This window comes from Lysinibacillus sp. EB106-09-02-XG168 (assembly GCF_058791475.1).
The window spans coordinates 1,285,663-1,297,510 of record NZ_JBYTDN010000003.1; the positions used below are offsets into that span (position 1 = coordinate 1,285,663).

The window sequence follows — 11,848 nt, forward strand, 5'->3', positions numbered from 1 at the left end:
CGCATTTCTTTTTATTATAACATGTTATTTATTTTCAATTAGCAGTGGAGCGTTATCTTCTGCGGCATTTTTTTCGAGCTGTGCAAGACGAGTCTCGAAAGATGTTACTTCATGATCTTTGTCGATTTGGTAAGCAAGCTTATCGATATATGATTCTAAATCTTCAAAATTGGTTTTACTGTTTTTAGCAATCATCCCGTCCATTTGATGGTGAGCGCGTGTGACGTTTTCTTTGCCCATAAGCTGCAATTGACGTACTTTCATATCTTTAATTTTGTGTTTCATCGTTTCAAATTTGCGTTCAAGCTCGAAGTATTCACGTGTGCTTGCTTCAATACTAGTTTGTAATATATTGTTACGAGCTGTGTAAGCAGCTACTTCATCAGTAGCAAAATCGATTAAATCTTGCTCACCACTAGTAGTCGCTAATTTAAGTTGAGCTTCACGTTTAGCTAGTAAATCTGCATTTTGCTTAAATTCCTGCTCTAGTTTCTCCTTTAATTGACCTTGACGTTCTAATAATTTTCCAGTTTGCTCTGTTTGTTTTTCTGCTTCACGAATGTATTGGTTTAACATCGCAATTGGATTTTTTTGTTCTTTCTTATCAAATACATGATGCAAGTCTGCCTCTATTGTATATTTAAAACGTTGAAATAAGTTCATGTAAATTCGCTCCTTTTATTTTGTTAAGTTAGACCATTCTTTTTCAAAGTTTGTAAACGGATCTTCTTCCTTAGCTTCAATTGTTGGGATTTTTACATCTTCGTTGTTCCATTTTTTATAGATAACGTAGATGACAGCGATTGCTGCTAAACCAATCATTGCTGGGATATTAGATATTGCTGATAGAACACCTATCAGACCTACTGTAACCCAAACGATTTTGCCAAATGACGATTTACTCGCAGTGTAGAAGTGCATACCGAGTGCTACAAACAATCCTGAAAATAGTAGCCCTGCAAGCGGTCCAGTTAAAGCAAGCGCAACACATCCTGCGATAAAGCCTCCTATTAGTAGAAAAAATTTTCTCATGTGTTTTAGCTCCTTTCGTTGATACCTTTATATTACCTATTAGTGCGCTTTGCTAAAACGGACTGGAAATTGATTTTACTCTAGGTCTTGAGGCTGAGAGTATTCTAAGTACTATAAAAAATAGCGAAAATGCAATTAGCCATAATGTAATTAATAGAACTGAAAGTAGAAAGTTTTCGACAAAAATAGAAGATGAATGCCTCCTTCTTTTGACAAATTAAAGAGTTTGGATGAGCTATACTTATGAAAAAGAAATGAGCGAAGGAGGATTTCTAGTGAGAACCTATTCCATATATAAAATAAAAGAAGAGCATTTAACGTTTATTTTCGGCAGAGAGCGTAAGTTGTTAGAGATGATGCAAGGCTGTGAAGACGCTAACGAGAAATCCTTAAAAGAACTTGCATATATATGTGAAACCGTTCGCTTCGATGAGATCGCTACGATGCTAGAGGCGCAACTAGATTCTAAGTATGCACATTTAGAGAGAGCTCGTAATGCATTATTTTTAGAACATCCTATAAAAGGAAAAATGGCTATTTATTTAGTGGAACGCAAAATCTGTGTCTATTGTGAGGGTTCACGGATGCTTGATTTGGATCTATTCCAAATGCTTGCAAAGATGAGCGAACGCTTTATTGCATTTAATAAACAAGATAATGAGTGTGGGTGGCTAAAGCCAATGAAGTATACAATGCATTAGGAAAATTCACTACAATATATAGTAACACGCTAATATTTGGTGTATAATGGAGCGTGGAGAGTTTTTTTCTCGGTATATATTGTAGTGGAGGAGGTTGGTTGTATGCCTACATGGGGCTGGATTATTATTGTAATTGTCGCATTAGCAGCGGGCGCAGCACTTGGGTTCTTTTTAGCTCGTCAAGCTATGATGAAATATTTAAAAGAAAACCCACCGATTAACGAGCAAATGATTCGTATGATGATGGCGCAGATGGGTCGTACGCCGTCTGAAAAGCAAGTACGCCAAATGATGTCACAAATGAATAAATTCCAAAAATAATTGGAATTTTTAAAAAGCAACTAGTCCAAGCCTGGGCCAGTTGCTTTTTTAAGTTTTTTCAGTGGTATTTAAAATTAAGTCAAACTTTCGGATTAAATCGATTTTTGTGAATAATATAAATAATTTGTAAAAAACATATAATTCTATCGGAAAACTAGTTATAATGGAAATATTCAATTTAAAGGAGTTGTGTGCATTGCAGAAAGAAAAAACAAATGTTGAAAGCTTTGATTTAGACCATACGAAAGTAAAAGCGCCATATGTACGTTTAGCAGGTGTTAAAACAGGACAAAATGGCGATGAAGTGTACAAATATGATATTCGTTTTAAGCAGCCTAATAAAGAGCATATGCAAATGCCTGCATTACATTCCTTAGAGCATTTATCGGCAGACATTATCCGCAATTACTCTGATCATATTGTTGATTTCAGTCCAATGGGATGCCAAACGGGCTTTTATGTATCACTAATCAATCACAATGATTACGAAGACTTATTGAATATTTTAGAAAAAACATTTACAGATGTAACAAAAGCCACTGCAGTCCCAGCGTGCAATGAAGTGCAATGCGGATGGGCCGCTAGCCATAGTCTAGAGGGTGCACAAGTGTTAGCTAAAGAATTTTTAGCAAAACGCGATGAATGGCATATTGTTTTTGCGGAATAATAAAATTAAAAAACCTTGCGTGCAGTTGAAGTTCATTCAGTGTCGCAAGGTTTTTTATGTTGTCTGTGAGAGTCGTGTCGCTTTACTTTGACACAAATACATTATTGAAGGAATTATAATGACATGCTAAGTGACTTGGTTGATTGAAGTAGAGACTGGGCGATTCCTTGGGGATTTGCGTCACAGGTGAGACCCTGGAGCGAGCAACGCGAGTGAAGCGGCTCATCGGACGCCCCCAGGAAAGCGGCCAGTCGGAACGGAAATCAACCCCTTGCTTTGCAGAAGAACTATTTTTTATTTAAATGACACCTATTAACACAATAGTGTTTGTCGTTTGTACTAAAAATGAAAAGGAATGACATTGGACGAAGAAGAATTACGATTAATTTTTTGGTAGATGAAATTTTCTAAAAAATCATGGATTAAATCTTCATATTCAGCCATATTTTCATTAAAGGATTGAGCATGAGCACCATTATCAAATAGCTGTAGCTTCTTAGGTCCAGTTTTTTTATTATATAAATCCAGTGACATGGAAGCTGGAATAAATGTGTCAGGAATACTATGGATAAAGAGTACAGGCTTTTTAATATTTGTCACAGCTTCAGAAGGAGTCACGCTTTTAAAGGAATAACCGTCTCGCAAGCGGACGAAGAAATCGGCAAAACGAATTGGAATAATCGAACCGTATTTAAATTCTGTCTTCGCAATTTGTTTTAACAGCATTGAAAAATCAGAGAACGCACAATCAGAAATATAGAAATCTGCACCGTCCTCTACAGTTCCTGCATATAGGAGCATTGTTGCGGCACCCATCGATTCACCATGAATACCAAGCAGAGCATCTTCACCAATCATTGCCTGAACAGTTTTGACAACTGCGTCAAGGTCATTTTTTTCATAATAGCCGTAGCTAGTCGTTTTCCCACCAGTTTCCCCATGCCTACGATGGTCAAAAATAACGGAATTGTAACCTAGCCGTTCAAAAAGTCGAGCGTATTTGACGGAGTTGATTTTATTTTCCGTTACGCCATGGCAAATAATGATGGTATTGTTTGTTTCCAAAGGCTGAAACATAATACCGCGAATCGTATAGCCATTTGGAGAGTCAATATTTAATTCACATTTTAAATTTTTATTGTACCAAGCTTCGTCAAAACGTTTTGCAGTCGTTTCACGTTCACGAACAAATTCAGGATCCTTTTGCTTAATAAACATTAATTTATTGGAAAGCGCGAAGCCAAACAGACCTGTTGCTGCTGCGGCAAGCGTCGTCGTTATACCTGAAAATAAAAGTATTTTCTTTTTCATTATTAACACCTCCACGTCCTGTTTCCTTTGTTGTCTAGGCATACAAACGACATCTTTCATATGCATGCACTTTGCTTAATTGTAATGTTCCCAACTGAGAATGTTTAAAACACGTCAACATTTTACAATATCTTTGGCAAAACTGCGATTATTTCTATTATCGAAAATCGTCAAAATATTTGTTAAAATAGATATATCTGCTAGTAGCATATGCATGCAGTGTTCATTTTTGAACGGGGAAAAGGGGAGAATGTTTATGACAAATGAGGTAGTAATAGTAAGTGCAGTACGTACAGCTATTGGTTCATTCCAAGGAACATTAAAGGACGTACCAGCGACAAAATTAGGGAGCATAGTGATTAAAGAAGCATTAGTACGTGCTGGTGTAGCAGGTGAAAAAGTTGACGAGGTCATTATGGGGAATGTCTTATCAGCTGGGCTTGGACAAAATCCAGCCCGTCAAGCAGCGATTGCAGCGGGTTTACCACATGAAGTATCAGCATTAACGATTAATAAAGTTTGTGGCTCAGGACTAAAAGCTGTTCACTTAGCGACGCAAGCCATTTTAGCAGGGGATGCGGATATTGTCGTTGCAGGTGGCTTTGAAAATATGAGCCAAGCACCGTATGTATTAAAAAATGCACGAGAAGGCTTCCGCATGGGGAATCAAAAAGTAGTCGATACGATGATTCATGACGGATTATGGTGTGCCTTTAATGACTATCATATGGGCGTTACAGCTGAAAATTTATGTGATGTCTATGAGATTTCTCGTGAGGAACAAGACGCCTTTGCAGCACGTTCACAACAACGTGCAGAAGCGGCAATTACAGCAGGAAAGTTTAATGATGAAATCATAGCGGTTGAAATTCCTCAGCGCAAGGGAGATCCTATTGTTTTTGATAAGGATGAATTCCCGCGTCAAGGCGTTACAGCTGAGTCTCTATCTAAACTACGTCCTGCCTTTAAAAAGGATGGTTCTGTGACAGCTGCAAACGCATCAGGCATTAACGATGGCGCAGCGGCAGTCGTTGTTATGTCAAAAGAAAAAGCGGAAGAGCTAGGCATTCGACCAATGGCACTAATTACAGCGAATGCAAGCGCAGGTGTTGACCCAGCTATTATGGGAACAGGACCAGTAACGGCAGTAAAGAAAGCATTAGCAAAAGCTGATGTAACATTAGATACTATAGATTTAATTGAAGCGAATGAAGCTTTTGCAGCTCAATCGATTGCTGTAGATCGCGAACTAGGCTTTAATCATGATAAACTAAATGTGAACGGGGGAGCAATTGCCCTTGGTCATCCAATTGGTGCAAGTGGAGCACGTATTTTAGTAACGCTTTTACATGAGATGGAAAAGCGTGATGCAAAAACAGGTCTCGCAACATTATGTATCGGTGGTGGGCAAGGCGTGGCAACAGTTGTCAAGCGCCCTTGAAGTGAATAAGAAGGTGAAAGTAATGGGAAAAAAACGAAAACAGCAGCAACGCGTGGATAGTAGCATAACAGCTAGTCTACCAAAGCAAGAGCCAGTGACATTAGCCGATCAGCTAGGCGGTGACGTGCTAGCGAAATTAAAAGCTGCCAAGCAAGATTTAACAGTGAAAGAACAAGCAGCTGAAGAAGAGCGCCAAGCAAAGCTAGCCTTTGAGCGCAAGCAACGCGAAAAAAACAAATCGTTTGAAGAACTACTAAACGAATACGGCGATAAAGGCTCAAAATTCTAAAGAGAAACAGTGAATCCAAATAATACGGATTCACTGTTTTTTATGTTTTAACGAACATTTTTAGGTTCTATAATATTTGTTGGGGTATTCGCACAATTACACGCATAAAAAAAGCACAGATTCTTATATATACTTGAATTGTCGAGAAACAAGTAATAGAAAGGGGAACTGTGCAAATGAATTTTAACATGAATATTCCAGGATTAAAAGATGTCGAGATTACAAAAGTAGAAGAAGTAGGGGATCGAATCGCATTGTATGTACAATTGCCTAAATGTACCCATCAATGTCCAGTTTGTAAAAAAGAAACATCAAAGGTTCATGATTACCGTATACAAAAGATCAATCATTTAAAATGGTTTGAACGTCTAACTATTCTTTTCTATAAACGTCGTCGTTATGCTTGTGATTGTGGAAAGCGTTTCTCTGAAAAATCCCCCTTCGTGGATAAATATCAACGTTACTCAAAGGAATGGAATCAAGTAGTAAGTATACGTGCTATTAAAGCTAAAACATTTAAAGAAGCTGCAGAAGTACTAGGCACATCAACCACGACGGTCATTCGACGTTTTAAAAAGGTAGCGAATAAACAATTAGTAGAGGGTGTACGTTTACCAAAAGCGATTGCGATTGATGAGTATAAAGGCGATACAGATGCAGGTACGTATCAGCTAATAATTGCGAATGCGGAGACGCGCGAGCCGATTGACATTTTACCGAATCGTAAAAAAGAAACCATAAAAAATTACTTAAGTCAGTATGGAGCAGATGTTGAAATAGTAGTCATGGATATGAATCCAAGTTTTAAAGCAGCTGTTCGTCAATCATTAGGTCGACCAGTTATTGTGGCAGACCGCTTTCATTTTAGTCGTTATATCTATTGGGCAATGGATGAAGTGCGCCGACAAGTACAAATAGAATGGGATAAATACAATCGTACAAAGTGTAAACGTATGCGTCATGTATTTTATAAACGTGCATCTAAATTATCACCAACACAAAATTGGTACTTACAGCGCTATACAGAAATGTCTAAAACATTAAAAGTAGCTCATGAATTAAAGGAAGCCTATTGTGAATGGTTTGATTGGGCAAAGACAAAGAATGATGTCTTAGAAGTAAAGAAGCGATTACTAGCTTTTTACCGTAAGGTGGAAGAGACAAAATTACCAGCTTTCTTAAAAGCAATTCAAACATTTAAAAACTGGCAAGTAGAAATCTTAAATAGCTTTAGTTTTGGTTATTCCAATGGCTTCTTGGAAGGTATTAATAACAAAACAAAAGTGATGAAACGGAATGCATATGGCTTTCGACGCTTCGATCACTTTCGAGCAAAAATCTTATTAAATTTAAAGTATAAAGGAATCGGGGTTCATCTGGGTTAACGTGCTGAAAGAGTACAGCACCCTAACATTTGACTCAGAACCCATTTTTATGGTAATTAGTCTCCGAAAGAATCTTTTATTCTAAGCTTTTTTTTAATGAATCAATCATATTTATTTTGTGAACTTTTATTCTAAGTAGTAAGTTAGAGCAGTTTTCTCTTTATTTTGTTAATCCTTTCTGCTGTCATATTATTATTTGGGACCATATGTACGATATCCTCCATAAATATTTATGAAAGGAATCGTGAGCTTGCAACACTTAATATTAGGCTATCAAAAAAATAAAATTAATATTTGAAAACATCAAACTAACCACAATTGCAATCCTTGTAGCTTTATCGATAAGTGGCTATTTTATACAATTATGAAAATGAGTTTATAGCTGTACGGAAGATGATTCCATAAACCCGGAATTCTTCCTATAAATAGTTTTTTCATCTTTTTTGGAGATTTAGGACGCGTAGCCTAAGCCGCGCGTTCTTTTAATAGAGATCTACCAGTGTCATTCGCTATATAAATGTTGTTACACAGCCTTTTGCTTTCCAGCGTCCAGATACAACTGTATCTAACTCTCAATGTCCAAAAGTTTCAGTTTGCGTACTTGGGCGTTTAGAAATTGGTGTACCAATGTTAAATCTTACTCTTGTTTCGCGGGGGTTTTTGACGCTTTCCTTTTTGACGGAGAACGGTTATAGGCACTTCTAAAAGACCATCGTAAATCCAGCGATAGATGGTTTTAAAACTCAGCTGTCCTTGATATAAACGGCCGACAATTTGTTCAGGCGACCAAGTATCCTGCAACTTTTCTTGAACAGCTTCTTTTACTTCTGGCGTACATTTTGACTTGGCACCACAGTTGGATTTATTTTGGTGGTAACGTTCTTGTGCTTCGTCAGCCGTACTACCATTTATTTCTCTGGAAATCGTAGAAGGGTGACGATTTAAGCGTTTTGCTATTTTACGAATCGAATAATTAAGTCACAGATATGTTTCTATTTTTACACGTTCTGATATGTAAGATGGGTATAGCTCATAACGATTCCTTCGTTTGAATGTTGGTGTGATAACTACATTCTACACGAGGTCGTTATGGGCTTCCTTTATGTTGACATCTGGGTATTGCACTTAATATCACAATCCGACTATTGAAAAAGTTTTAACTAAAAAAGATGCTGGGACAAAAAGAAAAAATGTTAGACCGGTTGTATTCCGGTCTAACATTGTTTTTGATTTAGGAAAGAATACTCTGCTCATTGAAGCGAAAAAGTTATCATCTAATTTCGCTATTTTTCAAAATAATCGAGTTCTGTCTCAGCCCCTTTTCTATTCTCTATTATTATTTTTTTCTTTTAAAAGTGTAATGATTCGTATTAAATTCACGGCGAAGATGGATGTTGCACCTGGTATTTCCATACCAAATAGACCCGATACTACTGCCGTATCGTATCTTTGTCTATTCTTTAATTCACTATTTTTCGCTTCTATTTTATAATGAGTACGTGCGAGTTCCTTAAACTCTTCACTGTTTTGAATGCCACTTGTTCCTTATGTTCAGTAGATTTGATTGAAACTGTATACGTTTTACTTTTTGCCCCTTTTTTATAACAACCTTCGCGAAAAGGATATACATTACATTTTTCCATATCAAAATAATAAGTATCTTTTTGATATTTCCTTGATTCTTCTTTTCTGTCTGCGCTTAAAGAATTGCCAGGTGACCAGCTTTACAGACTTACATACCAGCATCTTTATTAAATTCAAATTCATCTTCTTTTGCCCGTCTACCTTGTGTAATTAGTAGATTTAGTTTAGAGATAAGTTAGAATTCTTCTTTTTTTGCATACTGGATATTATCTTTTTCAGAATATGCTGTATCACCAATAACTGTATCAATTACCAGGCTTGTTTCTTTACTTTTTTCAACCAATTCTTGAAGGTGCTTTCCATCACTCTTCTCGCCAGTGGTTACCACTGCAGCTGTTATGATTCGCTCGTCACTCATCGCAATATGGGTTTTGAAACTAAAGAAAGAAGAATCCGCTGATTTATGGCCAACACGCGCATCCGAATCTGTCGAAAAACTCAACTTCTCCTCATAATCTTCTACCACTTCTTTTAAATCATCTAATTTTTCCTTTACAGCTGAAATCATCTCAATTTGAGGTTGAATTCTACCATCTTTATGACTTGAAGACAATATTCCACTTTATCGTTTATTTCGTTGGAATTTGGCTTTGATGGAAATTTCCCTTTCATAGATTTATCTATTTGATAAACAGCTTTTCTTGTATTTTTTGACTTATCTTGTAAAAAATATTTAGATGACTTTTGATTATAACGTGCTTTTGTATGGGTAGCATCCCAAGATTATTGTTTTATTTTTAATGACTTCTTTTTCTATGGCAATCTCTACGGTCTTGCCAATAAGCTCTATCTTGGAGACGGAGCTTACGGAATTTCGTCAGTGAACTTCGATTAATGACAGAGTCTTCTGGTGCCATATTTAAAAAATATTTAAACAACATATCATATTTAGAACGTTCTACTACATCTACATAGGATAAATCGAATATTGATTTTAATAGAAAATATTTAAACATGCGAATAGGAGGCACTGTTTCAATTCGTCCAAAATAAAAGAGAAATCAACAAGTTCATTTATTTGATGAAGCATATTATCTTCGGTACAACAATGTCATGATTTTCTATAAACGAACTAAGGTTAAGAGATTCTTGGTTTGAAATCATCGGGATATCACCCACATACTTTTAATATCATTATTAAATAATGGACTTTTTCAGTGCCATTCTATCATAGTGGGTGTATTTATTTCATTATTTACAGGAATCGAAGAGTTTTTTATTGAAGCTTTGTCATCTCCAAAGGTGAGTGGCATCAAAGGTATAACGGCGTTCTAGATTATTAATATCTTCAATTTTACTTAAGCTAGCCACATCCTCTTTAGAAAGCAAAGTATAATACACATTTAAGTTACATTAATTATGTTTTTATAAGAATTTATTAGGCCTGCATAAAAAAACACCTACTGTGATTACTAAATTTTCATATCGATTGTTTAATATCTCTTACCAATTAAAAAAACAATTTCATTATTACCACTCAATCCCTTCGACACCTTGTTTTTCATAATTGATCGTAATGCTTTCTATCCTTCTACTTTTAACTTTAATAATTTTATAGGCCATTGGGACAAGGTGAAATTATGAGTGACTAACACGACATATTTTTTCATTTCTCTGTTTAAATCTTGAAGAAGCTTTTAAAAAGACTTGCCAGCCACATAATTCATCTTTTACATGAGATTTTGTGTTGGTTGGTGAACAATCTCGGTTTATAATTTTGGTATCAGTTCGTCGATTACTAAACATGAAAAAGAAAGAAAAATGTTAAAAGCTATCGAGATTGAACTTCTCGATGGCTTTTGTTTATAGTGAGATTATTAAACGGAGTATGCAGTAGGTGTCCTAATCTTATGAAATGATTATAAAAAGGTATACTTATAAAAATGCTATGAAGCAAGAATTAATTCAATATAAATAATCTACACTCCCTCTATAAATGTTGGTATATCAACGGTTTGACCTGTTTTTAAAGTGGTGAGAATATTTTTTAACTCTCTATTACATATAGTCTTTTCTCGTTCTTTAATACATGGAGATTTAGTGAGTACGCTTTGCTCAAACTAATTGGTGAAATTTAACTTAAATTCCACTATGTTATGCTCGAATGGATCTCTGCGATGCCTATGATTACGTAACCACGTAACCACGTAACCACATATATTCCTACGCTCGATCTATTCATAAGGCAGAGACTAGCTCTCCTTTTAATCATTTTTCGTTTGAAGATTGTCATCCAATTTCATAGAAATGGAACCCCATGTGTACTAATATAAGCTGCGAGATTTATCCAGTAGGTTCAAATCCCACGAGATTTTCACTGTTTTCATGTATAGCACGTAGAGCGAGTACTTTTTCATAAACAGCAGTCAAAACCTTCTATTAGATTGATAGAAAGGAAATGATTTTTGAAGCACACGTCCTCTGTCATTGGTTGATATCTCATACAAGAGGCCTTTTTCTTTTTAAAAGCCCTTAAAAATCTCTAACAGGAATGCTCTTAGTAATTACTGTTCCCTCTTTTTTTTAATAGTGGATAATCAAATTAATTTTTAAATGTAGTGGTGTTAGATATGCGGCTAGTTTCCCTCCAATTACGCGTTTTACTTAAAAAGTGAAAATACAATATTGCATAATTATTATATTTCTACCTGTTATCATCAATAGAGTTTTAATATGCTAAATGACAACAAAACTAGGAAGAGATAAAAGTATAAAAAGTTTGAATACTAATTAATTACTAATATTAACAACATATGTAATTTAGTATTTTTTTACCATTTTAATTAAAATGTTGAAAAAAATCAAAAAATAAACTATGCTTTGATTAAGGGGGTGAAACTATGAAAATAAAAATCCAAGAAGTAACTAATGTAGATGGGAAAATTGAAACAGTAGAACAACTATTACAAGCGGGTAGTTGTGGAGCAACTAGTGGTGGATGTGAAGGCCCTATTCATGTTTCGGAACTTAAATCTGAAGATAAGTAATTGAATAAGGTGAGTATTAACGAATTGAAGAGCAAATGTATACACATTTGCTCTGAATTTCTTTTGGAGG

Annotated in this window: 10 protein-coding genes and 4 pseudogenes; 8 read left to right on the top strand and 6 right to left on the bottom strand. The window is 35.6% G+C overall.

Annotated features, from left to right (window positions below; genetic code table 11):
- Positions 1–24: 24 nt before the first annotated feature.
- Positions 25–663: a PspA/IM30 family protein gene (locus AC3WSO_RS06960; protein ID WP_492529841.1), complete on the bottom strand. Its 639-nt coding sequence runs from the start codon at positions 661–663 to the stop codon at positions 25–27.
- Between the two features lie 15 nt (positions 664–678).
- Complete coding sequence (locus AC3WSO_RS06965; protein ID WP_492529843.1) at positions 679–1,032, bottom strand: lmo0954 family membrane protein; 354 nt, start codon at positions 1,030–1,032, stop codon at positions 679–681.
- 275 nt (positions 1,033–1,307) lie between these two features.
- Here AC3WSO_RS06965 and sirA point away from each other — a divergent pair, with 275 nt between their 5' ends.
- The 3 genes from sirA to AC3WSO_RS06980 all read left to right on the top strand — a co-directional run bounded on the left by sirA (position 1,308) and on the right by AC3WSO_RS06980 (position 2,721).
- Positions 1,308–1,733 carry a sporulation inhibitor of replication protein SirA gene (gene sirA, locus AC3WSO_RS06970; RefSeq protein WP_053483154.1) on the top strand — a complete coding sequence of 142 codons (426 nt, stop codon included), beginning with the start codon at positions 1,308–1,310 and terminating at the stop codon, positions 1,731–1,733.
- A gap of 102 nt (positions 1,734–1,835) precedes the next feature.
- Positions 1,836–2,054: a YneF family protein gene (locus tag AC3WSO_RS06975; protein WP_492529845.1), complete on the top strand. Its 219-nt coding sequence runs from the start codon at positions 1,836–1,838 to the stop codon at positions 2,052–2,054.
- Positions 2,055–2,217: 163 nt separating this feature from the next.
- The gene (locus AC3WSO_RS06980) at positions 2,218–2,721 is read left to right on the top strand and encodes an S-ribosylhomocysteine lyase (protein ID WP_492529847.1); all 504 of its coding nucleotides are present in this window, start codon (positions 2,218–2,220) and stop codon (positions 2,719–2,721) included.
- Positions 2,722–3,060: 339 nt separating this feature from the next.
- Here AC3WSO_RS06980 and AC3WSO_RS06985 read toward each other — a convergent pair whose 3' ends face one another.
- Positions 3,061–4,032: an alpha/beta hydrolase gene (locus AC3WSO_RS06985; protein WP_492529849.1), complete on the bottom strand. Its 972-nt coding sequence runs from the start codon at positions 4,030–4,032 to the stop codon at positions 3,061–3,063.
- Positions 4,033–4,288: 256 nt separating this feature from the next.
- On the opposite strand from AC3WSO_RS06985, the gene AC3WSO_RS06990 reads away from it, so the two are divergent.
- The 4 genes and pseudogenes from AC3WSO_RS06990 to AC3WSO_RS07005 all read left to right on the top strand — a co-directional run.
- Positions 4,289–5,473 (top strand): acetyl-CoA C-acetyltransferase, encoded by a 1,185-nt coding sequence (locus AC3WSO_RS06990; RefSeq protein ID WP_492529851.1) that lies wholly within the window; start codon positions 4,289–4,291, stop codon positions 5,471–5,473.
- 22 nt (positions 5,474–5,495) lie between these two features.
- Complete coding sequence (locus AC3WSO_RS06995; RefSeq protein WP_492529853.1) at positions 5,496–5,762, top strand: YqkE family protein; 267 nt, start codon at positions 5,496–5,498, stop codon at positions 5,760–5,762.
- 170 nt (positions 5,763–5,932) lie between these two features.
- Complete coding sequence (locus tag AC3WSO_RS07000) at positions 5,933–7,147, top strand: ISL3 family transposase (protein ID WP_492529855.1); 1,215 nt, start codon at positions 5,933–5,935, stop codon at positions 7,145–7,147.
- A gap of 147 nt (positions 7,148–7,294) precedes the next feature.
- Positions 7,295–7,500 (top strand): annotated as a pseudogene (locus AC3WSO_RS07005) (hypothetical protein); the annotation flags it as partial.
- Positions 7,501–7,659: 159 nt separating this feature from the next.
- Here the strand turns inward: AC3WSO_RS07005 and AC3WSO_RS07010 are convergent.
- The 3 pseudogenes from AC3WSO_RS07010 to AC3WSO_RS07020 form a co-directional block, all read right to left on the bottom strand.
- Positions 7,660–8,181 (bottom strand): annotated as a pseudogene (locus tag AC3WSO_RS07010) (IS30 family transposase); the annotation flags it as partial.
- A 289-nt stretch (positions 8,182–8,470) separates the two neighbouring features.
- A pseudogene (locus AC3WSO_RS07015) lies at positions 8,471–9,895 on the bottom strand (IS1182 family transposase).
- Between the two features lie 366 nt (positions 9,896–10,261).
- Positions 10,262–10,458, bottom strand: a pseudogene (locus tag AC3WSO_RS07020) (ABC transporter ATP-binding protein); the annotation flags it as partial.
- A 1,173-nt stretch (positions 10,459–11,631) separates the two neighbouring features.
- On the opposite strand from AC3WSO_RS07020, the gene AC3WSO_RS07025 reads away from it, so the two are divergent.
- Positions 11,632–11,778: a hypothetical protein gene (locus AC3WSO_RS07025; protein WP_492529857.1), complete on the top strand. Its 147-nt coding sequence runs from the start codon at positions 11,632–11,634 to the stop codon at positions 11,776–11,778.
- Positions 11,779–11,848: the final 70 nt, after the last annotated feature.

Excerpts from the sequence above, each read along its gene's own strand:
- AC3WSO_RS06960 (WP_492529841.1), bottom strand. The coding sequence starts at position 663 with ATGAACTTATTTCAACGTTTTAAATATACAATAGAGGCAGACTTGCAT.
- AC3WSO_RS06965 (WP_492529843.1), bottom strand. The coding sequence starts at position 1,032 with ATGAGAAAATTTTTTCTACTAATAGGAGGCTTTATCGCAGGATGTGTT.
- AC3WSO_RS06975 (WP_492529845.1), top strand. The coding sequence starts at position 1,836 with ATGCCTACATGGGGCTGGATTATTATTGTAATTGTCGCATTAGCAGCG.
- AC3WSO_RS06980 (WP_492529847.1), top strand. The coding sequence starts at position 2,218 with ATGGAAATATTCAATTTAAAGGAGTTGTGTGCATTGCAGAAAGAAAAA.
- AC3WSO_RS06985 (WP_492529849.1), bottom strand. The coding sequence starts at position 4,032 with ATGAAAAAGAAAATACTTTTATTTTCAGGTATAACGACGACGCTTGCC.
- AC3WSO_RS06990 (WP_492529851.1), top strand. The coding sequence starts at position 4,289 with ATGACAAATGAGGTAGTAATAGTAAGTGCAGTACGTACAGCTATTGGT.
- AC3WSO_RS06995 (WP_492529853.1), top strand. The coding sequence starts at position 5,496 with ATGGGAAAAAAACGAAAACAGCAGCAACGCGTGGATAGTAGCATAACA.
- AC3WSO_RS07025 (WP_492529857.1), top strand. The coding sequence starts at position 11,632 with ATGAAAATAAAAATCCAAGAAGTAACTAATGTAGATGGGAAAATTGAA.